This is a genomic window from Ferrimonas balearica DSM 9799, assembly GCF_000148645.1.
In the GTDB taxonomy this organism is placed as follows: Bacteria; Pseudomonadota; Gammaproteobacteria; order Enterobacterales; family Shewanellaceae; genus Ferrimonas; species Ferrimonas balearica.
In genome coordinates this window covers 4,020,801-4,043,939 of record NC_014541.1, presented here as the reverse complement: position 1 = coordinate 4,043,939, position 23,139 = coordinate 4,020,801, and the positions used below count along the sequence as shown (strand labels likewise).

At 60.1% G+C, this 23,139-nt stretch carries 24 protein-coding genes; 19 read left to right on the top strand and 5 right to left on the bottom strand.

Features of this window, described 5'->3' with window-relative positions:
- The first annotated feature begins 16 nt into the window (after nt 1-16).
- The 16 genes from FBAL_RS18320 (at nt 17) to FBAL_RS18245 (ending at nt 15,844) form a co-directional block, all read left to right on the top strand.
- Nucleotides 17-1,072: a formate dehydrogenase subunit gamma gene (locus FBAL_RS18320; RefSeq protein ID WP_013347090.1), complete on the top strand. Its 1,056-nt coding sequence runs from the start codon at nt 17-19 to the stop codon at nt 1,070-1,072.
- Between the two features lie 397 nt (nt 1,073-1,469).
- Nucleotides 1,470-1,661, top strand: coding sequence for a twin-arginine translocation signal domain-containing protein (locus tag FBAL_RS18315; RefSeq protein ID WP_013347089.1), 192 nt, complete (start codon nt 1,470-1,472; stop codon nt 1,659-1,661).
- A 9-nt stretch (nt 1,662-1,670) separates the two neighbouring features.
- A complete protein-coding gene (locus tag FBAL_RS18310; protein ID WP_013347088.1) occupies nt 1,671-4,541 on the top strand; it encodes a formate dehydrogenase subunit alpha in 2,871 nt (956 codons plus the stop codon).
- Nucleotides 4,542-4,564: 23 nt separating this feature from the next.
- Nucleotides 4,565-5,137, top strand: a complete 573-nt coding sequence (gene fdh3B, locus FBAL_RS18305; RefSeq protein ID WP_013347087.1) for a formate dehydrogenase FDH3 subunit beta — start codon at nt 4,565-4,567, stop codon at nt 5,135-5,137.
- Nucleotides 5,138-5,190: 53 nt separating this feature from the next.
- The gene (locus tag FBAL_RS18300; protein WP_013347086.1) at nt 5,191-6,174 is read left to right on the top strand and encodes a formate dehydrogenase subunit gamma; all 984 of its coding nucleotides are present in this window, start codon (nt 5,191-5,193) and stop codon (nt 6,172-6,174) included.
- Nucleotides 6,175-6,609: 435 nt separating this feature from the next.
- Entirely contained in the window at nt 6,610-6,807 is a 198-nt protein-coding gene (locus FBAL_RS18295; RefSeq protein WP_013347085.1) for a formate dehydrogenase, read from the top strand.
- 13 nt (nt 6,808-6,820) lie between these two features.
- A complete protein-coding gene (locus FBAL_RS18290; protein ID WP_013347084.1) occupies nt 6,821-9,682 on the top strand; it encodes a formate dehydrogenase subunit alpha in 2,862 nt (953 codons plus the stop codon).
- 25 nt (nt 9,683-9,707) lie between these two features.
- Entirely contained in the window at nt 9,708-10,280 is a 573-nt protein-coding gene (gene fdh3B, locus FBAL_RS18285; RefSeq protein WP_013347083.1) for a formate dehydrogenase FDH3 subunit beta, read from the top strand.
- 62 nt (nt 10,281-10,342) lie between these two features.
- Nucleotides 10,343-11,326: a formate dehydrogenase subunit gamma gene (locus FBAL_RS18280; RefSeq protein ID WP_013347082.1), complete on the top strand. Its 984-nt coding sequence runs from the start codon at nt 10,343-10,345 to the stop codon at nt 11,324-11,326.
- 119 nt (nt 11,327-11,445) lie between these two features.
- A complete protein-coding gene (locus FBAL_RS18275) occupies nt 11,446-11,937 on the top strand; it encodes a hypothetical protein (protein ID WP_013347081.1) in 492 nt (163 codons plus the stop codon).
- Nucleotides 11,938-12,054: 117 nt separating this feature from the next.
- Nucleotides 12,055-12,450 (top strand): DoxX family protein, encoded by a 396-nt coding sequence (locus FBAL_RS18270; protein WP_013347080.1) that lies wholly within the window; start codon nt 12,055-12,057, stop codon nt 12,448-12,450.
- A gap of 92 nt (nt 12,451-12,542) precedes the next feature.
- Nucleotides 12,543-13,520, top strand: a complete 978-nt coding sequence (locus FBAL_RS18265; RefSeq protein WP_013347079.1) for a glutathione S-transferase family protein — start codon at nt 12,543-12,545, stop codon at nt 13,518-13,520.
- Nucleotides 13,521-13,576: 56 nt separating this feature from the next.
- Nucleotides 13,577-14,092 carry an aminoacyl-tRNA deacylase gene (locus tag FBAL_RS18260; protein WP_013347078.1) on the top strand — a complete coding sequence of 172 codons (516 nt, stop codon included), beginning with the start codon at nt 13,577-13,579 and terminating at the stop codon, nt 14,090-14,092.
- 139 nt (nt 14,093-14,231) lie between these two features.
- On the top strand, nt 14,232-15,101 hold the full coding sequence (ubiA, locus tag FBAL_RS18255; RefSeq protein WP_013347077.1) for a 4-hydroxybenzoate octaprenyltransferase: 870 nt from the start codon (nt 14,232-14,234) through the stop codon (nt 15,099-15,101).
- Nucleotides 15,102-15,151: 50 nt separating this feature from the next.
- Nucleotides 15,152-15,394 carry a Rho-binding antiterminator gene (locus FBAL_RS18250; protein ID WP_013347076.1) on the top strand — a complete coding sequence of 81 codons (243 nt, stop codon included), beginning with the start codon at nt 15,152-15,154 and terminating at the stop codon, nt 15,392-15,394.
- Between the two features lie 165 nt (nt 15,395-15,559).
- On the top strand, nt 15,560-15,844 hold the full coding sequence (locus tag FBAL_RS18245) for a putative quinol monooxygenase (RefSeq protein WP_013347075.1): 285 nt from the start codon (nt 15,560-15,562) through the stop codon (nt 15,842-15,844).
- Between the two features lie 61 nt (nt 15,845-15,905).
- Here the strand turns inward: FBAL_RS18245 and FBAL_RS18240 are convergent, their stop codons facing one another.
- The 3 genes from FBAL_RS18240 to ubiD all read right to left on the bottom strand — a co-directional run bounded on the left by FBAL_RS18240 (nt 15,906) and on the right by ubiD (nt 18,870).
- Nucleotides 15,906-16,502 carry a GNAT family N-acetyltransferase gene (locus FBAL_RS18240; RefSeq protein WP_013347074.1) on the bottom strand — a complete coding sequence of 199 codons (597 nt, stop codon included), beginning with the start codon at nt 16,500-16,502 and terminating at the stop codon, nt 15,906-15,908.
- Between the two features lie 186 nt (nt 16,503-16,688).
- Nucleotides 16,689-17,381, bottom strand: a complete 693-nt coding sequence (gene fre / locus FBAL_RS18235; protein ID WP_013347073.1) for an NAD(P)H-flavin reductase — start codon at nt 17,379-17,381, stop codon at nt 16,689-16,691.
- A gap of 10 nt (nt 17,382-17,391) precedes the next feature.
- Nucleotides 17,392-18,870 carry a 4-hydroxy-3-polyprenylbenzoate decarboxylase gene (gene ubiD, locus FBAL_RS18230; protein WP_013347072.1) on the bottom strand — a complete coding sequence of 493 codons (1,479 nt, stop codon included), beginning with the start codon at nt 18,868-18,870 and terminating at the stop codon, nt 17,392-17,394.
- A 146-nt stretch (nt 18,871-19,016) separates the two neighbouring features.
- Between ubiD and FBAL_RS18225 the strand changes: the two genes are divergently transcribed.
- The 3 genes from FBAL_RS18225 to FBAL_RS18215 all read left to right on the top strand — a co-directional run bounded on the left by FBAL_RS18225 (nt 19,017) and on the right by FBAL_RS18215 (nt 21,276).
- Nucleotides 19,017-19,469: a hypothetical protein gene (locus FBAL_RS18225; protein ID WP_013347071.1), complete on the top strand. Its 453-nt coding sequence runs from the start codon at nt 19,017-19,019 to the stop codon at nt 19,467-19,469.
- The gene (locus FBAL_RS18220; protein WP_013347070.1) at nt 19,447-19,929 is read left to right on the top strand and encodes a hypothetical protein; all 483 of its coding nucleotides are present in this window, start codon (nt 19,447-19,449) and stop codon (nt 19,927-19,929) included. The genes FBAL_RS18225 and FBAL_RS18220 overlap by 23 nt, the downstream gene beginning before the upstream one ends.
- 156 nt (nt 19,930-20,085) lie before the next feature.
- Nucleotides 20,086-21,276: a conjugal transfer protein TraF gene (locus FBAL_RS18215; protein ID WP_013347069.1), complete on the top strand. Its 1,191-nt coding sequence runs from the start codon at nt 20,086-20,088 to the stop codon at nt 21,274-21,276.
- Nucleotides 21,277-21,363: 87 nt separating this feature from the next.
- On the opposite strand, the gene FBAL_RS20500 is transcribed toward FBAL_RS18215, so the two are convergent.
- Both FBAL_RS20500 and rho read right to left on the bottom strand, forming a co-directional pair.
- Nucleotides 21,364-21,513 (bottom strand): hypothetical protein, encoded by a 150-nt coding sequence (locus FBAL_RS20500; protein ID WP_013347068.1) that lies wholly within the window; start codon nt 21,511-21,513, stop codon nt 21,364-21,366.
- A 167-nt stretch (nt 21,514-21,680) separates the two neighbouring features.
- Nucleotides 21,681-22,946: a transcription termination factor Rho gene (rho, locus tag FBAL_RS18210; RefSeq protein WP_013347067.1), complete on the bottom strand. Its 1,266-nt coding sequence runs from the start codon at nt 22,944-22,946 to the stop codon at nt 21,681-21,683.
- Nucleotides 22,947-23,139: the final 193 nt, after the last annotated feature.

Below are 23,139 nucleotides of genomic sequence, written 5' to 3'. Positions count from 1 at the left end.
ACAGGGAGGACGGAGTATGAAACGCTTAGTGACGCTGCGGCGCACGTTGGCGGCTCTGGCGCTTGGCATGATGATGATCGTGCCAGCCCAGGCCAACGACGCCAAAGCGGAAGCGGATGCTGCCCTGGTCCAGTCTGTGATGGCGGCCCAGGCGGCAGAGGTGGAGGGTACCAGTCCTGGCAAGCCTGAACTCGATCCCATGTGGAGCGCAGTGAAGGATGGCGAGGTGGGCACCACCAACTCCACCAGTCGTTTCCACAACAACCTGATCAACACCTATGACCCCATGCTGATCCAGGCTCGCGCCGGTTGGCTGTCTCAGGTGCTGGCCCTGGCCCTGTTTGGGATGATCGTGATCTTCGCGCTGTTCGTGTTGGTCAACGGTGCGGCCCGACTGGAGAAGGGTTACTCCGGTGTCGAGGTGTTGCGCTGGCCCAAGGTGGATATCCTGGTGCACTGGCTGATGGCCATCCCCTGCATCCTGTTGATTCTGACAGGCTTGTCGTTGATGGCGGGACGCTTTGTGTTCGGGTCCTTCCTCGGTCAGGAGGGGGTGGGGGCGCTGGCGGCCATCGCCAAGCCGATCCACGACTATATGGCGATCCCGTTTTCCATCTTTGCGGTGATTGCCATGCTGCGCTGGATGAAGCACAACATCCCCGCCGCCTATGACCTGAAGTGGTTTATGGTGGTCGGCGGTTACCTCAACTTTGGGCCGTTCAAAGGCAAGCACCCGGACTCCGGGTTCTCCAATGCCGGCGAGAAGTTGTGGTTCTGGAGCTTCACCATCTTTGGCCTGGCCATCATCGGCTCCGGCATCGTCATGCTCTTCCCGGGGCAGGTCGATCCCAGCCGTACCGCCAGTCTCACCGCCATCTTTATCCATGGCATCTCCGCCATCGTGCTGACCGGTTTTACCGTGGTGCACATCTTTATGGCGACGGTGTTGTCGGAGGGTGGCTTCCCGGCCATGACCAGTGGCTACGTGGATGAGAACTGGGCCAAGCAGCACCACAATGTGTGGTATGACGAGATCAAGGCAGACGGCAGCATCCAGTACAAACAGGGCTGACTGTCGGCGAATTGAGAGGCGTTCTTATCGCCGCTCGTAAACCACCCGAAAACCCCGCGCTGGCGGGGTTTTTTATGCCCGGCGACGCGTGATCTGGTCCGCAAATCTGACATTTTGTGGGTTATCTCGAGGCATTGTCACCAACGGGTCAAAATAACCCAAAATGACCCGGGCAGAGGGGCCCGTTGCCGCCAGAAAGTTTGGTGGGACAAAACGGCCCATCATTTACAAAACCCTAACAGAACTGGGCTTTAACAGGCAGTTTTGGCCAATTCATCGCAAATTTCTTCGTGACCGGGATCAATTTTCTCAAGTGCCCGGTAAGCCATCCTTAGCCCCGCTTATGGGTGGGCCGCCATATCGGCGCTCTCCACTTCATGAACGACTAAGGATGATTATGAAACACCAACCCTCTCTGGCTCGTCGCCAGTTCCTGAAGCAGGTTGCCACCGGCACCGCGGCTGGTGCCGCTGTGATGGCCGCACCGGCTGCTCTGGCACAGGCCAAGCCTGCTGCCGAGGCGAAGAAAAAGGGCTATCAAGAGTCCGAACACGTTCGCAACTACTACGCCGCTGCTCGCGGTCTGTAAGGAGAACCAATGAAACTGACTCCTAACCAGCAAGCTGTTGCGACCAAGACCGATGCCCCGCTGGGCCTGAACCGTCGCCAGTTTCTGAAAAACGCCGGTATCACCACCGGTGGTATTGCTGCCGCATCCATGCTGGGTGCAGGCATGGTGAAGCGCGTAGAAGCCGCTTCCCACGTAGATCCGAACGCTCCGACCGAAATCAAGCGCACCGTATGTTCCGCTTGTGCAGTAGGTTGTGGTGTTTACGCCGAAGTTCAGAATGGTGTCTGGACTGGGCAGGAGCCGGCCTTCGACCATCCCTTCAACCGTGGTGGGCACTGTGCTAAAGGTGCTGCACTGCGTGAGCATGGCCACTCCATCAAACGCGTTAAGTACCCGATGAAGCTTGAAGGCGGCAAGTGGAAGAAGCTGTCTTGGGAACAAGCCATCGAGGAAGTTGGCAACCAGATGCTGAAGATCCGCGAAGAGTCCGGCCCGGATTCCGTGTACTTCATGGGTTCTGCCAAGTTCTCCAACGAAGGTTGCTACATGTACCGTAAGTTTGCGGCCATGTGGGGTACCAACAACGTCGACCACTCCGCCCGTATCTGTCACTCCACCACCGTAGCTGGTGTGGCAAATACCTGGGGTTACGGCGCGATGACCAACTCCTTCAACGACATCCGTCACGCCAAAGCGATCTTCTTCATCGGTTCTAACCCGGCTGAAGCGCACCCGGTCTCCATGCAGCACATCCTGACTGCAAAAGAGCGTGGCGCGAAGATCATCGTGATCGATCCGCGTTTCTCCCGTACCGCTGCGCACTCCGACCTGCACGTTGGCATCCGCCCCGGTACCGACATCCCGTTCATCTACGGCATGCTGAACGTGATCTTCGAAAACGGCTGGCACGACCAGACCTTCATCGACCAGCGTGTATGGGCGATGGACGAGATCCGTCAGGAAGCGGCCAAGTTCCCGCTGGCTGAAGCTGCCGAAGTGTGTGGCGTAGAAGAGCAAGCCATCTACAACGCGGCCAAGATGATGGCCGAGAACCGTCCGGGTTCCGTTGTATGGTGTATGGGTGGTACCCAGCACACCGTAGGTAACGCCAACACCCGTGCTTACTGTCTGCTCCAGCTGGCTCTGGGCAACATGGGCAAATCCGGTGGTGGTACCAACATTTTCCGTGGCCACGACAACGTACAGGGCGCGACCGACCTGGGTCTGCTGTTCGACACTCTGCCGGGCTACTACGGTCTGACCAGCGCTGCCTGGAAACACTGGACCCACGTTTGGGATCTGGAAGAGAGCTGGGTGAACGGCCGCTTTGACCAGGGCGAGTACCTGGGCAAGAAGCCGCAGAACACCCCGGGCATGCCGTGCTCCCGTTGGCACGACGGCGTTCTGGAAGACAAGCAGAAACTGGCTCAGCGCGACAACATCCGCATGGCCTTCTTCTGGGGTCAGTCCGTGAACACCGAGACCCGTCAGCGCGACGTGCGTGACGCTCTGGACAAGATGGACACCGTGGTTGTGGTTGACCCGTACCCGACCATGGCGGGCGTAATGCACCGTCGTAAGGACGGCGTATACCTGCTGCCGGCCTGTACTCAGTTCGAGTCCACCGGTTCTCTGTCCAACTCTGGCCGTTCCGTTCAGTGGCGTGAGCAAGTGGTTGAGCCGCTGTTCGACTCCAAGAACGACATCGAGATCATGTACCTGCTGGCCAAGAAAGTTGGCTTCGCTGAGCAGTACACCAAGCGCATTCAGGTGAAAGGCAACGCACCGGTAGTGGAAGACATCACCCGCGAAATCAACCGCGGTATGTGGACCATCGGTATGTCCGGCCAATCTCCGGAGCGTATCAAAGCTCACACCATGAACTGGGGTTCCTTCAACGTTGAAGACCTGCAGGCCAAAGGTGGCGAGTTCAAGGGCGAGACCTACGGTCTGCCGTGGCCGTGCTGGGGTACTGCTGAGCAGAAACACCCGGGTACCCACATCCTGTACGACACCTCCAAGCACGTGCTGCAGGGTGGTGGTAACTTCCGTGCCCGTTACGGCGTGGAATACCAGGGTGAAAACATCCTGGCCGATGGCTCCTTCTCCCTGGGCGCTGAGATCGAAGACGGTTACCCGGAATTCACCGCCGACATGCTGAAGCAGCTGGGCTGGTGGGACGACCTGACCGCCGAAGAGAAAGCGGAAGCGGAAGGCAAGAACTGGAAGACCGACCTGTCTGGCGGCATCGTACGCGTTGCCATGAAGCACGGTTGTATCCCGTTCGGTAACGCCAAAGCCCGTTGTAAGGTTTGGACCTTCCCGGATCCGATGCCGGTACACCGCGAGCCGCTGTACACCCCGCGTCGTGACCTGATCGCCAAGTACCCGACCTACGACGATATGCAGGTACACCGTCTGCCGACCCTGTACAAGACCATCCAGGACAAGGTCATCAGCGAGAACCTCGACAAGAAGTACCCGCTGGTGATGACCTCTGGCCGTCTGGTTGAGTACGAAGGTGGCGGTGAGGAATCCCGTTCCAACCCGTGGCTGGCTGAGCTGCAGCAGGAGATGTTCATCGAGATCAACCCGGTGGATGCTGCTGACCGCGGTCTGCGTGACGGCGACACCGTATGGGTGGAAGGCGCTGAGGGTGGCCGTATCAAGGTACAGGCCATGGTAACCGAGCGCGTTAAGCCGGGCGTGACCTGGATGCCGTACCACTTCGCTGGTGTGATGCATGGCGTTGACCTGGAGTACCCGGAGTCTGGCGACATCAGCACCAAGCCTTTCGTTGTCGGCGAATCCTGTAACACCGCGATGACCTATGGCTACGACCCGATCACTCAGATGCAGGAGACTAAGTCTTCCCTGTGTCAGATCGAGAAAGCGTAAGGTTCACGAGGAGATAAGCCAAAATGGCCACTATGAAATTCATGTGTGACACCAAACGCTGCATCGAATGTAACGGCTGTGTCACCGCTTGTAAGAACGAAAACAACTCCGCTCTGGAGTGGGGCATCCAGCGTCGCCGCGTGGTAACCATCAACGACGGTAAGCCGGGTGAAGCCTCCATCTCTGTAGCTTGTATGCACTGTGCTGATGCGCCTTGTATGAAAGTGTGTCCGGTGAACGTATTCAGCAAGACTGAAGACGGCATCGTGCTGCACGACAAAGAGCGTTGCATCGGTTGTGGTTACTGCCTGTACGCTTGCCCGTTCGGCGCCCCCCAGTTCCCGAAAAAAGCCGTATTTGGCTCCAAGGGCAAAATGGACAAGTGCACCTTCTGTGCCGGTGGCCCGAACACCGAGCCGGGCTCCATCAAGGAGCAGGAGCTGTACGGTGCCAACCGTATCGCCGAAGGCAAGCTGCCGATGTGTGCCGAGCTGTGTTCCACCAAGGCCCTGCTGGCCGGTGATGCGGGCATGGTGTCCGACATCTACCGCGAGCGTGTGGTTAACCGTGGCCACAAAGACGGCGCCTGGAGCTAAGGCGTGACGAGCCGGGGCGGCGTGCTGCCCCGGCCCATCCACTAGGAGCAATCATGTTCTACAAGATGCTGAAACCTCTGCTGCTGATGGTCGCGCTGCTGCCGGGCCTGGCCCTGGCCAGCGATGCCGGTATGGTAGCGGCTCAGGCGGGCAACGAAGCAGAAGTTGTGTGGCAAGCGATCCAACAGGGCGCTGAAGGCCGCACCGTTTCTGATTCCGAGTTCCACGCTCAGCTGATCAACCCGCAGGACGAGCGTCTGCTGCCGCTGCGCAGCAACATCCTGGCCCCGGGCCTGGCTCTGGCGCTGTTTGGCATGATCGCCGTATTCGCTGCGTTTATCGCAGTGAACGGCATCTCCAAGCTGCACCACGGCTTCTCCGGCAAGATGGTTTACCGTTGGTCCAAAGCCGACGTGGCCATCCACTGGCTGGGTGCGATCCCGTGTCTGCTGCTGATCCTGACCGGCCTGACTCTGCTGGCAGGTCGCCTGATCATCGAGCCTTACCTGGGTCAGCAAACCTTCGCCTCCATGGCGGCGTTTGCTAAGCCGGTGCACGACTACATGGCGATTCCGTTCATGCTGGGCTGGCTGCTGATGACCGTGAAATGGGCGAAGAACCAGATCCCGGCGAAGTACGACATCGCCTGGTTCATGGTGGTTGGTGGCTACATCAACTTCGGCCCGTTCAAAGGCAAGCACCCGGACGCTGGCTTTGCCAACGCCGGTGAGAAGCTGTGGTTCTGGACCTTCGCCGCTTTCGGTGCCCTGATCTCCGCCACTGGCGTGATCCTGCTGTTCCCGGAATACGTTGAGCCGTCCCGCAACCTGAGCCTGCTGTCCCTGATCATCCACGGCGCTGCCGCGATCATCATCTGTGCGTTCTCCATCGTTCACATCTTCATGGCGACCGTCATGTCCGAAGGTGGCATGGAGTGCATGGTGTCCGGTTACTGTGATGAGAACTGGGCGATCCAGCACCACAACGTGTGGTTTGACGAGATCAAAGCCGACGGTACTCTGAAGTACAAAGAGTAAGGGTGTTCCAGCGTCAGTCACTGACGCAGATAAGAATGCCTCTTATTACACCTAAAGCCCCGCGATGCGGGGCTTTTTTTTGAATTGCTGTCAGGTGATCTGGATCACAAAAGTGCGAAAAGACAGCACAAATTGTCCGGATTCGCGCACGGATGGTAAGAAACCGAAAATCCTTTCCTGCAACTCCCACCAAAGCTGCCAAGTGGGTCACTTGGACACAATGACTCACCGTCGAAGAGGTTTTAACAAAAACCGCTGAAAATTCGAGGGTGCGCACAAATTCCTGAAAATTCCCGCTTGAGCCAGATCAAGATATCTTCCTTCCCGCCACGTCATGATGCCTTCGTCACATGACCACCACCGCTCTGATGATCTGTGTCTCATTGTTCGTCCTAAGGCGCCGAGACGATTCGATCTGAAGACCTAAGGAAGCCTATGAAAACCGAAAAACCATTGGCCCGACGCCAATTCCTCAAAACCCTGGCCACCGGTACCGCGGCAGCGGGTGCTGCCATGGCAGCCGCCCCGGCGGTAATGGCTGCTGATGCCTCCACCACCGGCGACAGCAAGACCACCGGTTATCGCGAGTCCGAGCACGTGCGTCGCTACTACGCCGCTGCCCGCGGCCAGTAATGAGGAGACAACCATGAAACTGACCCGTAAAGGCACTTCAGTACAGAGCGGTAACGCGCTGGGCCTGAACCGTCGCCAATTTCTGAAAAACGCCGGTATCACCACCGGTGGTATTGCCGCGGCCTCCATGCTGGGTGCCGGTATGGTGCGCAAAGCCGAAGCCAAAGCGGTATCCGCTGAAGGCCCGATTGAGCAGGTGAAAACCATCTGCTCCCACTGTTCTGTTGGCTGCGGCATCTACGCCGAAGTACAGAACGGCGTGTGGACTGGCCAGGAGCCGGCCTTCGACCACCCGATCAACCGTGGCGGTCACTGCGCCAAGGGTGCCTCCATCCGTCACCACGGCCACAGTGAAAAGCGGGTGAAATACCCGATGAAGCTGGAAGGCGGTAAGTGGAAGAAGCTGTCCTGGGACCAGGCGATCAACGAGATCGGCGACCAGATGCTGAAGATCCGCGAAGAGTCCGGCCCGGATTCCATCTACTTTATGGGTTCCGCCAAGTTCTCCAACGAACAGGCCTACCTGTACCGTAAGTTTGCGGCGATGTGGGGCACCAACAACGTTGACCACTCTGCCCGTATCTGTCACTCCACCACCGTAGCTGGTGTGGCCAATACCTGGGGTTACGGCGCCCAGACCAACTCCTACAACGACATGCACAACTGTAAAGCGATGCTCTTTATCGGCTCCAACGCCGCTGAAGCGCACCCGGTTGCCATGTCCCACGTGCTCACCGGTAAAGAGCGCGGCGCCAAGATGATCGTGGTCGATCCCCGCTTCACCCGTACTGCGGCGCACGCCGACGAGTACGTGCACATCCGACCCGGTACCGACATCCCGTTCATCTACGGTCTGCTCTGGCACATCTTTGAAAATGGCTGGGAAGACAACGACTTCATCCGTCGCCGTGTTTACGGCATGGAAGCGATCCGTGAAGAGGTGAAGAAGTACACCCCGGAAGAGGTGGAAGACCTGACCTCCGTTTCCGGTGAGCAGATGTACCGCGTCGCCAAGATGCTGGCCGAGCACCGTCCGGGCACCATCGTATGGTGTATGGGTGGTACCCAGCACACCGTGGGTAACGCCAACACCCGTGCTTACTGCATCCTGCAGCTGGCCCTGGGCAACATGGGCGTATCCGGCGGCGGTGCCAACATCTTCCGTGGCCACGATAACGTACAGGGCGCCACCGACTTCGGCCTGCTGTTCGACAACCTGCCGGGTTACTACGGTCTGTCCGAAGGCGCCTGGAAGCACTGGTCCAACGTTTGGAACCTGGACTTCGATTGGGTGAAAGGCCGCTTCGACCAGGGCTCTCATCTGGGCAAAGTGCCGATGAACACCCCCGGCATCCCGTGCTCCCGCTGGCACGACGGTGTACTGGAAGACAAGGCCAAGATTGGCCAGAAAGACAACATCCGTCTGGCGTTCTTCTGGGGTCAGTCCGTTAACACCGAAACCCGTGGCCGTGAGGTGCGTGAAGCACTGAACAAGATGGACACCGTGGTGGTGGTTGACCCGTATCCGACCATGGCCGGTGTGATGCACCAGCGCAAAGATGGCGTTTACCTGCTGCCCGCAGCCACCCAGTTTGAAACCTACGGCTCCATCTCTGCCTCCAACCGCTCTCTGCAGTGGCGCTCCAAGGTCATCGAGCCGATGTTCGAGTCCCTGCCGGACCACGTGATCATGTACAAGATCGCCAAGAAAGTGGGCATGGCTGACCAGATGTTCAAACACATCCAGGTCAACAACGACGAGCCGCTGGTTGAAGACATCACCCGTGAATTCAACAAGGGCATGTGGACCATCGGTTACACCGGTCAGTCTCCGGAGCGTCTGAAGCAGCACCAGGAAAACTGGCACCTGTTCAGCTGGGAAGACCTGAAAGCGCCGGGCGGTGCCGTGAAGGGCGAAACCTACGGTCTGCCGTGGCCGTGCTGGGGCACCCCGGAGCTGAAGCACCCCGGTACCCACATCCTGTACGACACCTCCAAGCACGTGATGGAAGGCGGCGGTAACTTCCGCGCCCGTTTCGGTGTGGAGCACGATGGCGTCAGCATCCTGGCTGAAGATGCCGGTTCCAAGGGCAACTACTTCCAGGACGGCTTCCCCGAGTTCACCGCCGACATGCTGAAGCAGCTGGGCTGGTGGGACGAGTTGACTGCGGAAGAGAAGCAGCACGCCGAAGGCAAGAACTGGAAGACCGACATCTCCGGTGGCATCCAGCGTGTGGCCATGAAGCACGGCTGTATCCCGTTCGGTAACGCCAAGGCCCGTGTGAAAGTGTGGACCTTCCCGGATGAGATCCCGGTTCACCGTGAGCCGCTGTACACCCCGCGTCGCGACCTGATCGCCAAGTACCCGACCCACGAGGATATGCAGGTTCACCGTCTGCCGACCCTGTTCAAGTCCATCCAGGACCGGGTTATCAGCGAAAACCTCGACAAGAAGTTCCCGCTGGTGGTCACTTCCGGCCGTCTGGTTGAGTACGAAGGGGGCGGTGAAGAGACCCGTTCCAACCCCTGGTTGGCCGAGCTCCAGCAGGAGATGTTCGTTGAGATCAACCCGGTGGACGCTGCCGACCGTGGCATCCGCGATGGCGATGACGTCAAGCTGAAGTCGCCCGAAGGTGCGGTCATTGGCATGAAAGCCATGGTGACCGAGCGTGTATCCGTAGGCGAAACCTTTATGCCGTACCACTTCGCTGGTGTGTTTGAAGGTGAAGAGCTGCAGTACCCCGAGTCCGGTGGTATCAGCACCAAGCCCTACGTGGTGGGTGAATCCGCCAACACCGCGCTGACCTACGGTTACGACCCGGTGACCCAGATGCAGGAGACCAAGGTCTCCCTGTGCGAAATCGTTAAAGCTTAACGTCGGCCTAAGGAGATAAGCCCATATGGCGACTATGAAATTCATGTGTGACACCAAACGCTGCATCGAGTGCAACGGCTGCGTCACCGCTTGTAAGAACGAAAACGACTCCGCACTGGAATGGGGCATTCAGCGCCGCCGCGTGGTCACCATCAACGACGGCAAACCCGGTGAGACCTCCATCTCCGTGGCTTGCATGCACTGTTCCGACGCCCCCTGCATGAAGGTGTGCCCGGTGAACGTGTTCAGCAAGACCGAAGACGGCATCGTGCTGCACGACAAAGAGCGTTGCATCGGTTGCGGTTACTGCCTGTACGCCTGCCCGTTTGGCGCCCCGCAGTTCCCGAAACAGTCTGCGTTCGGTTCCAAGGGCAAGATGGACAAGTGCACCTTCTGTGCCGGTGGCCCTGCGGTAGAGCCGGGCTCCGCCAAGGAGAAAGCGCTGTACGGTGCCAACCGCATCGCCGAAGGCAAGCTGCCGATGTGTGCTGAGTTGTGTTCCACCAAGGCCCTGCTGGCCGGTGATGCGGGCATGGTGTCCGACATCTACCGCGAGCGTGTGGTCAACCGTGGTCACAAAGACGGAGCCTGGGGTTAATTCCCGGTTCCACGGGGGCGGCTTTCGGGCCGTCCCCGCTGTTGTCTTCAATAGGAGCGACTATGTTCAAAACCCTGCTCAAGCCGTTGCTGATGCTGCTGGTGCTGGTTCCGGGCCTCGCCCTGGCGTCCGATCCGGGCACCGTTGCGGCGCAGTCCGGTAACGAAGCGGAAGTGGTGTGGCAGGCGATCCAACAGGGGGCCGAAGGCCGCACCGTGTCGGAGTCGGAGTTCCACGCCCAGCTGATCAACCCGCAGGATGAGCGTTTGCTGCCGTTTCGCAGCGACATCCTGGCTCCGGGCATGGCCCTGGCCCTGTTTGGCATGATCGCCGTATTTGCCGCCTTTATCGCGGTAAACGGCATCTCCAAGCTGCACCACGGCTTCTCCGGCAAGATGGTGTATCGCTGGTCCAAGGCGGATGTGGCGATCCACTGGCTGGGTGCGATCCCGTGTCTGTTGCTGATCCTGACCGGCCTGACGCTGTTGGCCGGGCGCCTGATCATCGAGCCGTACCTGGGTCAGCAGGCGTTCGCCACCATGGCCGCCATCGCGAAGCCGGTACACGACTACATGGCGATTCCGTTCATGCTGGGCTGGCTGCTGATGACCGTGAAGTGGGCGAAAAACCAGCTTCCCGCCAAGTACGACCTGGACTGGTTCCTGGTGGTGGGCGGTTACATCAACTTCGGCCCGTTCAAAGGCAAGCACCCGGATGCGGGCTTTGCCAATGCCGGTGAAAAAGTCTGGTTCTGGACCTTTGCCCTGTTTGGCGCAGTGATTGCGGTGACCGGTGTGATTCTGCTGTTCCCGGAATACGTTGAGCCGTCCCGTAACCTGAGCCTGCTGGCGCTGATCCTGCACGCCAGCTCAGCCATCATTGTGACCGCGTTCTCCATCGTCCATATCTTTATGGCGACCGTCATGTCCGAGGGCGGTATGGAGTGCATGGTGTCCGGTTACTGTGATGAGAACTGGGCCAAGCAGCACCACAACGTCTGGTATGACGAAATCAAGGCGGATGGCAGCCTGAAGTATCGGGATTAACACTGCGATTCACCCCGCCAAAGCAAAAGCCCCGCAAGGGGCTTTTTTGTGCTCGGAAGGCTTTGCTATGGTGGAGTCTGGCGCCGGGATGGCGTTGCTGACACGGGGCAAGGAATGCCATGAGAGCCACACTGTTTATTGTGCTGGGCGCGCTGCTGCTGGGCGCCTGCAGCTCCAACCGCAGCCAGTTGCCGGGCTATGAGCCCCAGGTGATTGACAGCCTGTCCGAGCTGGATCGGATCACCGAACGCTATGCCGTTCCCCTCAGCCGGTTTGAGTCGGATCCCTCACGCACCAACTTCAGCCGCCAGTTCCCCGGCCACCACCGTTTGCCCAACCAGAGCGACCGGGTGCGTTACCAGCTCTATCTGGATCAACGTTATGTGCTGAAGCGGGACGATGACATCGTCGATACCGCCAACATCCTGATCCTGCTGTACCAGCTGTTTGCTGACCGGAAGTACGACAATGTCGACTCGCTGGAGACCTCCCCACGGCTCTATCGCCAGTACCTGACCTTTGAGTGGCAGGGCGAGCGCTATCTTGGCTACCAGCTGGCGGAGCGCCACTGCACCAGCGACCGCACCCACCCGATGAATTGCGAGTTCTGACCGTCGTATCAATTCTATTTAATCGAACGTTGTTGCCAGTATTTTGCGATTTTTATCTCACCCAATCGCACTAATATGGGTCTTGTCTTCTTAACCAACCGAATTCAAGGACCGACCATGACTGACCTGCGCAACCACACTCTCGCTGCCACGACCGACCTGCTGGCCCGGGCGCTGATGGCCTTCATCTTTATCATGGCGGGCTACAACAAGATTGGCGGTTTTGCCGGCACCCAGGGCTGGATGGAATCGATGGGCGTCCCGGGCATTCTGCTCTACCCGGTGGTGGCGTTGGAGCTGTTTGGCGGCATCGCCCTGCTGATTGGCCTGAAAACCCGACTGGTGGCGTTCCTGCTGGCGGGCTTCTGCGTGCTGTCCGCGCTGATCTTCCACAATGATCTGGCCAACGACTTCAACGCCTTTGCCAAGAACCTGGCGATGGCCGGCGGCTTCCTGCTGCTGACCCTGCACGGTCCCGGCAAACTCAGCCTGGACGCCAAGCTGGCCAAGTGAGCCCCCGCTGGGCGCCGAATGGCGACGCCCAACCTGTCACCGAATCCGGGTAACTGATTCCCCCCGATGGCGAACCCGCTAAGGAGCTGATCATGGGACAACTGGTTAATGGCGTCTGGCACGACGTCTGGTACGACACCAAGAGCAACAAGGGCGAGTTTGTGCGTGAACAGGCACAACTGCGCCACTGGATCACCGCCGATGGCAGTCCGGGCCCGACCGGCGAAGGCGGCTTCAAAGCCGAAAAGGGGCGTTACCACCTGTACGTCTCCTACGCCTGTCCCTGGGCGCACCGCACCCTGATCTTCCTCGCCCTGAAAGGGCTGCAGGATTACATCGACGTGTCAGTGGTGAGCCCGGATATGCTGGACAAGGGCTGGACCTTTGATAAAGCCAGTGGCTCCAGTGGCGATAAGCTCCATGGCTTTGATTACCACTACCAGATCTACACCGCCAATCAGCCGGACTACAGCGGCCGGGTGACGGTACCGGTGCTGTGGGACACCCACACCCGGCGCATCGTCAACAACGAGTCGTCAGAGATTATCCGCATGCTCAACAGCGCGTTTGACCACCTTACCGGCAACACCGACGACTACTGGCCCGAAGCGCTGCGGGACGAGATAGAGGCGGTGAATCAGGAGGTCTACGACAACGTCAACAACGGTGTGTACCGGGCAGGGTTTGCCACCACTCAGGACGCCTATGAAGCCGCCTATGACCGACTGTTTGCCGCGCTGGACCGGCTCGAGGCCCGGCTGGCCACCCGGCGCTACCTGCTGGGGAGCCGGATCACCGAGGCAGACTGGCGCCTGTTTACCACCCTGGTGCGCTTCGATGCGGTCTATTTTGGCCACTTCAAATGCAACCGCCAGTTGCTGGCCAGCTTCCCCAACCTGTCCGGCTACGTGCGTGAGCTGTACCAGTGGCCCGGCATTGCCAACACGGTCAATATGGACCACATCAAACGCCACTATTACTACAGCCACGACATGATCAACCCCACCCGGGTGGTGCCCAGGGGACCGGAGCAGGATTTTCTTGCACCTCATGGCCGTGAGCACCTCTGATCGGGCTCCCAGGGCCTAAACTTAAGGGTGAAACCGACATTGTCAGGAGGTGCCTTATGGGCGTAGCCATCAAAGTCAGTGATTACCTGAAGTCCCTGGGCGTTCAATACGATCTGGTGCCCCATGCGCACAGTCAGTCTGCGTTGCAGTCTGCGGTCAGCGCAGGCGTTCCGGCCCGGCAGACCGCCAAGGCGGTGGTGCTGGAAGACCATGAAGGGCGGCGCATTCTGGCGGTGGTTCCTGCCGCCAATCGGGTGCTGCTGCACAAACTGGGGGAACAGTTGGGGCGCCAGCTTCACCTGATCCCCGAATCCCGGCTGAAGAACGCGTTTGACGACTGCGAGCTGGGGGCCGTGCCCGCCGTGGGTGACCCCTATCAGGTGCAGGCGGTTTACGATGATCAGCTGGGAGAAGAGGGCGACGTGTACCTCGAAGCCGGTGACCACGAAAACCTGATCCGCATCGACCGCGAAGCCTTTATGGCGCTGATGGCCAACCATGAGCATGGCCGCTTCAGCGTGGTGCGTGGCATCGACTACGGCCAGACCCGGCGCGCCTGGGACTGGCAATAGCCAAAGGGCTTATCCCTTCACACCATGACCCTCCAGCCGGGAGCCGCGACAGCGCGCGCTCCCGGCCACTTTGTGGGCTGACAGCGTGAGGCCAATCCCGCATAATGGCGGCCAATTGTGATCACCATAGGCAGGGACCATGCTGGCAGTTTTGCAGGGCCGCTTTGACGCTTACTGGCGCCTCGCGCGTCTCGATCGACCCATCGGTACGTTTCTCCTGATGTGGCCCGCGCTGGCCGCGCTGTGGCTGGCTGCGGATGGCCTGCCCGACCCCTTCGTGCTGGGGGTGTTCTTTGTCGGTGTCTGGCTGATGCGTGCCAACGGCTGCATCATCAATGACTTTGCCGACCGTAAGCTGGACAGCCACGTTGCCCGCACCCGCTCCCGCCCGTTGGCCAGTGGCGAGATTAAGGCCAAAGAGGCGCTGGCGCTGTTCGTGGTGCTGGGACTGGTCTGCTATGCCCTGGTGTTGCAACTCAATGCCCTGACGGTTCAGTTGGCCTATGTCGGCATCGTGCTGACCATCATCTACCCCTTTACCAAGCGATTCCTGCCCGCCCCGCAGATGTTCCTCGGCATCGTCTGGAGCTGGTCCATCCCGATGGCGTTTGCCGCCCAGACCGGCGACGTGCCGACCCTGGCCTGGTACCTGTTTGCCGCCAACTGGTGCTGGACCGTCGCCTACGACACCATGTACGGCATGGTGGACCGGGAGGATGACCTCAAGGTGGGCATCCGCTCCAGCGCCATCTGGTTTGGCCGCTGGGACCGGTTCTGGATTGCGGTGTTCCAGCTGGCCACGCTGGTGTTGCTGTTGGGCATCGGCCTGCGCCTGGGCCTGACCACCCTCTATCCCTTCGGCCTGGTGGCCATGGCCGGCTTCTTCGTGTACCAGCAGTACCTGATCCGTGAGCGTGAGCGGGACCCCTGCTTTAAAGCCTTCCTCAACAACAACTGGGCCGGCCTGGTGCTGTTCCTGTCGGTGGTGGGGGAGTACGCCCTGAGATAAACCGAAAGGCAGCCACAGGCTGCCTTTTTTGTCTGCCTAGGAGTGTGGCCATGCGCTGCCAGGATTACGACTACATCGAGATCGCCTGCCTCTACCACTACCCGGTGCGGCTGACCCTGAGGGACGGTCGGGTGGTCGAAGGCATCGCCGGTGACAGCACCTGGAATGCCCAGCGTCAGGAGGTGCTGAGCCTGACCACGGATCAGGGCCTCGAAACGGTATTGCTGGCGGATCTGGTCAGCCTGACCGTCACCGTCGACAACCCCCATTTTCAGCAGGTGCAGTTCCAATAAGCGCGGGGATTATCAAAATCCCTTTGAAAATGTCTCTGGCCAACCCGGCTTTATCGTCCCCGGCAGCGGGTCTACTATGGTTCTGCATCGACACCACGGCATCGCACAGGGCGAGGTCGGTTGTCGCGGGCTGCGGCCCGACAAATCCCCTAAGGAGACCGTGCCATGCTGACCATCGTCGCCAATATCGTTGCCTTTCCGGACAAAGCTGAGCTGGTAAAAACCGAACTGCTCAAACTGATCGACACCACCCGTGCTGAAGCCGGCTGTGTCCAGTACGACCTGCATCAGGACAACGACAATCCGGCTCACTTCCTGTTTTTTGAAAACTGGGAGAGCCGCGCGCTGTGGCAGGACCATATGGGCAACCAGCACCTGAAGGATTACCTGGCGGCCACCGAAGGCGCGGTCGCGGAGTTTACCGTCAACGAGATGACCCGTATCGGTTAAACCGCAGGATCAAAAACGCCCCCAATCGGGGGCGTTTTTTTGTGGTGGCGGCGGATTGAGATCAGGCTGCCACAGCCGGCTTTTCGGTGACGGTGCCAGCCACCTGTTGGGAGCGGCGGTATTGGGCCTCTGAGATGGCGAACCAGCAGCGGTCGATGGTGCCGTTCTCGAAGTAGCCGTACTCCTTGATGGTGCGGCCCAGGCCGGTTTTCTCCAGCACGCGCTTGCTGGCCTGGTTGCTGTCGTAGCAGTCGGCTTTGATCTCGGTGGCACCGAGCTCGTCAAAGCCGATGGCCAGCAGCAGGCGGCTGGCCGCGGTCGCCAGGCCGTGGCCCCAGGCGGCAGCCGACAACTGGTAACCCAGCTCATACACCCCTTTATCACCGCTCTTGGTCAGGCCGGCCATACCCACAAAACGCTGCTCGGCATCGACAATGGCCAGTACCGGGGCGTGGCGCTGTGCATCGCGACTCAGCAGCGGGCCAAGGTGGCCGTGGTAGACCTCGTCGCTGGCGGGCGCGAAGAACAGGTGACGGTTAACCTGCGGGTCATTCAGCATGGTGCAGCAGGCGGTCAGGTCGGCCTCGTGCATCAGGCGCACGTGGAATTCGCCCTTCAGGGGCAGGCTTTGGCCGTTGAGCAGGGTGGTGAGTGGCATGGTGGTCTCTGGCTGGGTTTTGGGCGGCGGAATTATCCTCAAATAGGGGATCGTGTTCCGTGATCCCGAACCAAATCAGCACGATTTTTCAGCGATTTTTTCGCGCTGAGTTGCGGCTGGAAGCCGCCTGAACCATGGGCATAAAAAACGGCGCCCTGAGGCGCCGTTTTTCCCACTGGGATGGGCTTACTTCATAAAGGCGTAAGCGTCGCCAAACAGGTGGGCATCCAGCACGCCCTGCTGACGGAAACGTTCCCGCGCCGCACCCGCCATCTCGAAGCGACCCGCGATGTAAACGTCGTAGTCGTGCAGGCTGACAAAGTCCTCGCACACCGCATCGATCACCGTGCCCTGGCGGTGGCCTGCGATGGCGTCATCGAACACCGGCACAAAGGTCAGGTGAGGGAAGCGTTCTGCCCACTGGTCTGCGATTGCCTTGAGGTACATGGCGTCCGGATCCCGGGCGCCCCAGTACAGGAAGGTGGTGCGGGTATCGCCCTGGCGCAGCAGGGTATCCAGCAGGCTGTGGATGTAGGAGAAACCGGTGCCGCCGGCGATCAGGATGCGCGGACGCTCACTGTCGTGGCGCAGGTAGGCTTCGCCAAAGGGGGCTTCAATCTCGATGTGGCTGTCATTGCGCAGGCGGTCCACCACCTGCATGGCAAAGCTCTCGGCCACCGAAGCGCCGATGTGCAGCTCAATCTGGTCATCCAGCGGACTGGAGGCGATGGAGAAGGGGCGTTTGTCCTCTTCGCCCATCACCACCGTCAGGTACTGGCCGGGTTTAAACGCCAGCGCCTGCTCTGGGGTCAGCACCGCTTTGAATACGGTGTCGCTCAGGGGGGTCAGTTGGTCTATCTGGCAACGGATTCGACTCATGGGATTCTCGTTATTCTTTTATCGGGTCCAGACCCAGCTCGTCCCAGCGCTGGTCCACGCGGGATTTGATCGCCTCGTCCATGACGATGGGTTCGCCCCATTCGCGATCGGTTTCGCCGGGCCACTTATTGGTGGCGTCCATGCCCATCTTGGAACCCAGGCCTGCCACCGGGGAGGCGAAGTCCAGATAGTCGATGGGGGTGTTTTCAATCATGACGGTGTCCCGCGCCGGGTCCATCCGGGTGGTGATGGCCCAGATCACGTCCTCCCAGTTACGGGCATTGACGTCGTCGTCGCACACCACGATGAACTTGGTGTACATAAACTGGCGCAGGTAGCTCCAGGCCGCCATCATCACCCGCTTGGCGTGGCCGGGGTACTGCTTCTTGATGGTGATCACCGCCATCCGGTAGGAGCATCCCTCCGGCGGCAGGTAGAAGTCCTGGATCTCCGGGAACTGCTTACGCAGGATCGGTACGAACACCTCGTTCAGCGCCACACCCAGCATGGCCGGTTCATCCGGCGGACGGCCGGTGTAGGTGCTGTGGTAGATGGCGTCTTTGCGCATGGTGACGTGGGTGACGGTCAGGACCGGGAAGGATTCCACTTCGTTGTAGTAACCGGTGTGGTCGCCATAGGGGCCTTCCGGCGCTTCCAGACCCGGCTCAAGATACCCTTCCAGGATGATCTCGGCGGTGGCTGGCACCTCCAGATCGCAGGAAAGGGCCTTGGTCACCTGAGTGCGTTCGCCCCGCAGCAGGCCGGCAAAGGCGTACTCGCTGAGGCCATCTGGTACCGGGGTTACGGCACCCAGGATGGTGACCGGGTCGGCACCCAGAGCCACGGCGACCGGGTAGCGCTCGCCCGGGAACTTCTGCTGGAAATCCCGGTAGTCCAGCGCCCCACCACGGTGGGCCAGCCAGCGCATGATCAGCTGGTTTTTGCCCAGCAGCTGCTGGCGGTAGATGCCCAGGTTCTGACGCTTCTGGTTGGGGCCTTTGGTGATGGTCAGGCCCCAGGTCACCAGCGGAGCAACGTCGCCGGGCCAGCAGTGCTGCACCGGCAATTGGGTCAGGTCGACCTCGTCGCCCTCCATCACGATCTCCTGGCACGGCGCCTTGCTGACCCGCTTGGGCGGCAGGTTCAGCGCCTGCTTGAACATCGGCACTTTGGCGATGGCGTCCTTAAAGCCGGAGGGCGGCTCAGGCTCCTTCAGGAAAGCCAGCAGCTCGCCCACCTCTTTCAATGCAGAGGTGTCTTCGCGACCCATGGCGAGGGCCACCCGGCGCGGTGTGCCAAACAGGTTGGCCAGTACCGGCATCGATTTGCCCTTGGGGTTCTCGAACAGCAGAGCGGGGCCACCGGCGCGCAGCACCCGGTCGCAGATCTCAGTCATCTCCAGGTGGGGGTCCACCTCGGCGCTGATCCGCTTAAGCTCGCCTTGCTTCTCAAGGAACTGGATAAACTCTCGTAAGTCACTGAACTTCATTAGATTTTATTCTCTTTCCTGGTGTGACCTTCGTCAAAGTGCCGGGGTATTATAGCGGTGCCGTCGACGGTGGGACAGGGCGGTCGGAACCCTGGCCCACTGGCGCGGCCTAAACTGACATCAGAGCGCAAACGGGGGACTCTCCTATGGGGATCACCAGCACGGCGATTTTGGCCCTGATGCTGCTGGCCAACCAACCACCGAACTGGAACGCGGGGTATAAGTCCCAGCGGCCCATCGGGGCACCACCGCTGGAGCAACGCTGGCAGCAGCAAAAGGCGTGGCAGCAAAATCAGCGCTGGCACCAGCAGACCTGGCAACAGCAATATCAGCAGCGCCACGACCCCGCTCGTTGGCAGGGGCTGGATGACCCACTGGCACCCTCCACTCCAACCCTGAGGCTGGAGGGCAATGGCCAGGCCCGCACCGACTTCGATACCCTGGTGACGCCGCCGGCCAGCCCCAACCCGACCCTTGGCAACCCGCCCGCCGGGGCGGTGGAGCGCACCTCGCCCCAGGGCCGCTACTGGCAGAACGAGGTGGGGTGTTACCGCAAAAACTGGATGACCACCGATTATGTGCCGATCCCCTGTCCCTAAGCTGGCGCTGGCGTTGCTGCCCCTGGTCCTGCTGACCGCCCTGATGCTGCCGGCCCGGAGCTGGGCAGGGCAGTGGGGCTGGTCAGTGCACTATGGCTCCCCCCACGTCAGCTATGGCCACTACCGCTACGGTGCCCCGTACTACACTGGTCGCTGGCACTACCCCTGGTACCCCTCCCGCTGGGAGCGGCGTTACTGGGATGATCGCTACCGTTACCCCTACCGCTATCCCTACCGCAGCACGCCTAAACCCAAGCCGCAGCCTAAAGTGGTGGTGCAGTCTCCGCCCCGGACTCTCACTCAGGAGCAGACCGAGCGAGGCAGTCGCGCCACGCTTCCGGCCAATGCCCGCCTGATCCAAACCGGGCAGGGCACCCGCTATCAGTGGCAGGGCCAGTGTTACCGCTACGACTACCTGGTGGATCGCTATCAGGCCGAACCCTGTCCTCCCCAGCAGTAATTTCACTCAAGTTTGACCTCGGGTTGGTCGTTAAAAGATGGGGGCGTGCGCGCTGTCATCCTGTGACCACAAGGTGCCGAGGTCGTGATCGAGCCCCCAGTACTCTCACCCTATTGGGGTATGATCCGTCCGCTTTTTTGGACAAGGAAGTAATTGATGAAACGCTTTTATTTGGGCGCCGTAAGCTTGGCGCTGCTCCCCCTGCTCAGCACTACCGCCAATGCCGTTCCCTTTGCTGATGCCCGTGCCGGTGGCATGGGTGGGGTCGGTGTCGCTTCGGGGGATTACACCCGTGCCAGCCAGAACCCGGCGCTGCTGACCCGCTTTAAAGACAGCGAAGATTTCTATTTCCAGCTCGGTGCCGGTGTCCTGGCGCGGGATTATGAAGACACCATTGATGACATCGATGCGCTGCAGGACAACCTCGACGCGTTTGAAGCCCTGGTGAACAGCGGTGATCCCAATGGATTGCCGGAAGCTGAGCGGCTGAAAGACGACATCGTCGGCCAGCTGGAAGATCTCAACCAGGCCAAGCCGGAAGCCAACGCGGGCGTATTGCTGGGGTTCTTTGTGCCGAGCAAAACCCTGGGCTTCGGTCTCTCCCTCAATGGCTATCTGGTGGGTAACGGCCTGATCAACTACATCGAAGAGGATGAGCAGCTGCTGGACGATGCGCTGGCCGGCGCGCCGTTCGATCAGGACGCGATTCAGTCCAACGCCGATGTGCAGGCGGTGGGCATCACTGAGGTGGCCCTGAGCTTCGCCCGTGAGTTCCAGAGCCCCTGGCTGGGCCAGTTCTCCGTTGGTGTGTCGCCCAAGGTGCAGCGCTTTGACACCTACTACTACAACGCCAACGTCAGCAACTTTGACGAGGATGACATCACCTCCGACGACAACCTGAACGACCAGACTGAATTTAACTTCGATGTGGGTTTTCAGGGCAGCTACGGCCCGTGGCAGTACGGCCTGGTGGGTCGCAACCTGATCAGCCAGTCGGTGCGCAACACCAATAACCAGGATGTGGAACTGAAGCCCACAGTGATCGGTGCGGTGGCGTACCAGCAGGGCGGCTTTACCGCGGCCCTGGATCTGGACCTGATTAAGGATGAGTCCTTCGCGCTGTTTACCGACCCGCGCCAGTGGGCCCGCCTGGGTCTGGAGTATGACTTTGCCGGCCACGCCCAGCTGCGCGCAGGCTATCGTCATGATCTGGAAGGCAACTACGAAGATGTGCTGAGCCTGGGCCTGGGGATCTCCCCGGGTGACGTGTTCACCCTCGACCTGGCTGGCCAGTTCGGCAGCGATGATGAGCGTGGCGCCATGGCGCAGCTCGGCTTTAAGTTCTGAGCCTGAAAGCCCGATAGCAACGCCCCGGCCCAGACCGGGGCGTTCTGTTTTCTGGCGCCGGTGCGGTGGTGCTGACGAGCTCAGTGGCTAGCGCGGCGGATGACGGTCCTCGTGGCGCCGGTCGCTGATGCGGCGGTCGCCCTGCTCATCACCAAAGCGGGTTTGCTGACGGCGTTCATGGTGCTGTCGGCGCTCCTGCTGTTGGCGCCGTTCAATGGGTTGGGTCGCTTCGGCCATGGTCTGTTCCCCCAGTCACAGTGGTATTACTGGTTATAGTCCAGTGCAGCCAACGGTGGCAGTACGGTGGCACCTCCCCAGAGAGACTGGCCCGTTGCCCGAATCAAACCGGCATAAAAAAACACCGCCATCAGGCGGTGTTTTTTGGCTGTCAGACCGGACTGAAATCAGGACTTGGCGCGTTTCATCGCGTCAAAGAACTCGTCGTTGGTCTTGGTCATGGCCAGCTTGTCGATGAGGAACTCCATTGCTTCGACTTCCTGCATCGGGTTGAGGATCTTACGCAGGATCCACATCTTCTGCAGCTCTTCGCTGCCCGCCAGCAGTTCTTCACGACGGGTGCCGGAGCGGTTGAAGTCGATGGCCGGGAACACGCGGCGCTCGGCGATCTTACGAGACAGGTGCAGTTCCATGTTACCGGTGCCCTTGAACTCTTCGTAGATCACTTCGTCCATCTTGGAGCCGGTGTCGATCAGCGCGGTGGCGATGATGGTCAGGCTGCCGCCCTCCTCAACATTACGGGCCGCACCGAAGAAACGCTTCGGACGATGCAGGGCGTTGGCGTCCACACCACCGGTCAGAACCTTGCCGGAGCTCGGTACCACGGTGTTGTAGGCGCGGGCCAGACGGGTGATGGAGTCGAGCAGAATGACCACGTCTTTCTTGTGCTCAACCAGGCGCTTGGCCTTCTCGATCACCATCTCAGCCACCTGAACGTGACGGGATGCCGGCTCGTCGAAGGTGGAGGCCACCACTTCGCCCTTCACCAGGCGCTGCATCTCAGTCACCTCTTCCGGACGTTCGTCGATCAGCAGCACCATCAGCACACACTCAGGGTGGTTGTAGGCGATGGACTGGGCGATGTTCTGCAGCAACAGGGTTTTACCGGCTTTCGGCGGTGCCACAATCAGGCCACGCTGACCTTTACCGATGGGGCTGGCCAGATCCAGAACGCGGGCAGTGATGTCCTCAGTGGAACCGTTACCCCGCTCCATGCGCAGACGATCGTTGGCGTGCAGGGGGGTGAGGTTTTCAAACAGGATTTTGCTGCGGGAGCTTTCGGGGCGGTCGAAGTTAACTTCGCTGACTTTCAGCAGGGCGAAGTAGCGTTCACCCTCTTTCGGCGGCCGGATCTTACCGGAGATGGAATCACCGGTTCGCAGGTTGAAACGGCGGATCTGGCTGGGGCTGACGTAGATGTCATCCGGGCCGGCAAGGTAGGAGGAGTCCGCACTACGCAAGAAGCCAAAGCCGTCTTGCAGGATCTCCAGGACGCCGTCGCCGTAGATGTCTTCACCGCTTTTGGCGTGCGCCTTCAGGATGGCGAACAGAATGTCTTGCTTCCGTGCACGAGCCAGGTTCTCCAGGCCCATGGACTCGGCCAGGGCAACCAGTTCGGAGACCGGTTTCTGTTTCAGTTCGGTAAGGTTCATATGGGTGGGTCTTTTGATTGTGCACTCAGGAAAAGAGCGCGGCTATGTCACTGTTGCTGTGATTGAATAATGGAGATTTGCCCGTTTAGGGCGAGAAATGTACTGGCTATTAAGCTAGCACCAATGTCTGGGAGCGTCCAGCGTTTTGGCGGGGTTTCGAACGTTAAAAAGGGCCGCCCAGAGGACGGCCCTG

What these genes read in the sequence shown, in the direction of transcription:
- FBAL_RS18310 (WP_013347088.1), top strand. Translation starts at nt 1,671, where the DNA reads ATGAAACTGACTCCTAACCAGCAAGCTGTTGCGACCAAGACCGATGCC.
- FBAL_RS20500 (WP_013347068.1), bottom strand. Translation starts at nt 21,513, where the DNA reads ATGGCCGAAGCGACCCAACCCATTGAACGGCGCCAACAGCAGGAGCGC.
- FBAL_RS18250 (WP_013347076.1), top strand. Translation starts at nt 15,152, where the DNA reads ATGCGCTGCCAGGATTACGACTACATCGAGATCGCCTGCCTCTACCAC.
- fdh3B (WP_013347087.1), top strand. Translation starts at nt 4,565, where the DNA reads ATGGCCACTATGAAATTCATGTGTGACACCAAACGCTGCATCGAATGT.
- FBAL_RS18300 (WP_013347086.1), top strand. Translation starts at nt 5,191, where the DNA reads ATGTTCTACAAGATGCTGAAACCTCTGCTGCTGATGGTCGCGCTGCTG.
- FBAL_RS18215 (WP_013347069.1), top strand. Translation starts at nt 20,086, where the DNA reads ATGAAACGCTTTTATTTGGGCGCCGTAAGCTTGGCGCTGCTCCCCCTG.
- FBAL_RS18280 (WP_013347082.1), top strand. Translation starts at nt 10,343, where the DNA reads ATGTTCAAAACCCTGCTCAAGCCGTTGCTGATGCTGCTGGTGCTGGTT.
- ubiA (WP_013347077.1), top strand. Translation starts at nt 14,232, where the DNA reads ATGCTGGCAGTTTTGCAGGGCCGCTTTGACGCTTACTGGCGCCTCGCG.
- fdh3B (WP_013347083.1), top strand. Translation starts at nt 9,708, where the DNA reads ATGGCGACTATGAAATTCATGTGTGACACCAAACGCTGCATCGAGTGC.
- FBAL_RS18275 (WP_013347081.1), top strand. Translation starts at nt 11,446, where the DNA reads ATGAGAGCCACACTGTTTATTGTGCTGGGCGCGCTGCTGCTGGGCGCC.
- FBAL_RS18270 (WP_013347080.1), top strand. Translation starts at nt 12,055, where the DNA reads ATGACTGACCTGCGCAACCACACTCTCGCTGCCACGACCGACCTGCTG.
- FBAL_RS18295 (WP_013347085.1), top strand. Translation starts at nt 6,610, where the DNA reads ATGAAAACCGAAAAACCATTGGCCCGACGCCAATTCCTCAAAACCCTG.
- FBAL_RS18265 (WP_013347079.1), top strand. Translation starts at nt 12,543, where the DNA reads ATGGGACAACTGGTTAATGGCGTCTGGCACGACGTCTGGTACGACACC.
- FBAL_RS18225 (WP_013347071.1), top strand. Translation starts at nt 19,017, where the DNA reads ATGGGGATCACCAGCACGGCGATTTTGGCCCTGATGCTGCTGGCCAAC.
- FBAL_RS18315 (WP_013347089.1), top strand. Translation starts at nt 1,470, where the DNA reads ATGAAACACCAACCCTCTCTGGCTCGTCGCCAGTTCCTGAAGCAGGTT.
- rho (WP_013347067.1), bottom strand. Translation starts at nt 22,946, where the DNA reads ATGAACCTTACCGAACTGAAACAGAAACCGGTCTCCGAACTGGTTGCC.
- FBAL_RS18240 (WP_013347074.1), bottom strand. Translation starts at nt 16,502, where the DNA reads ATGCCACTCACCACCCTGCTCAACGGCCAAAGCCTGCCCCTGAAGGGC.
- ubiD (WP_013347072.1), bottom strand. Translation starts at nt 18,870, where the DNA reads ATGAAGTTCAGTGACTTACGAGAGTTTATCCAGTTCCTTGAGAAGCAA.
- FBAL_RS18245 (WP_013347075.1), top strand. Translation starts at nt 15,560, where the DNA reads ATGCTGACCATCGTCGCCAATATCGTTGCCTTTCCGGACAAAGCTGAG.
- FBAL_RS18320 (WP_013347090.1), top strand. Translation starts at nt 17, where the DNA reads ATGAAACGCTTAGTGACGCTGCGGCGCACGTTGGCGGCTCTGGCGCTT.
- fre (WP_013347073.1), bottom strand. Translation starts at nt 17,381, where the DNA reads ATGAGTCGAATCCGTTGCCAGATAGACCAACTGACCCCCCTGAGCGAC.
- FBAL_RS18260 (WP_013347078.1), top strand. Translation starts at nt 13,577, where the DNA reads ATGGGCGTAGCCATCAAAGTCAGTGATTACCTGAAGTCCCTGGGCGTT.
- FBAL_RS18290 (WP_013347084.1), top strand. Translation starts at nt 6,821, where the DNA reads ATGAAACTGACCCGTAAAGGCACTTCAGTACAGAGCGGTAACGCGCTG.
- FBAL_RS18220 (WP_013347070.1), top strand. Translation starts at nt 19,447, where the DNA reads ATGTGCCGATCCCCTGTCCCTAAGCTGGCGCTGGCGTTGCTGCCCCTG.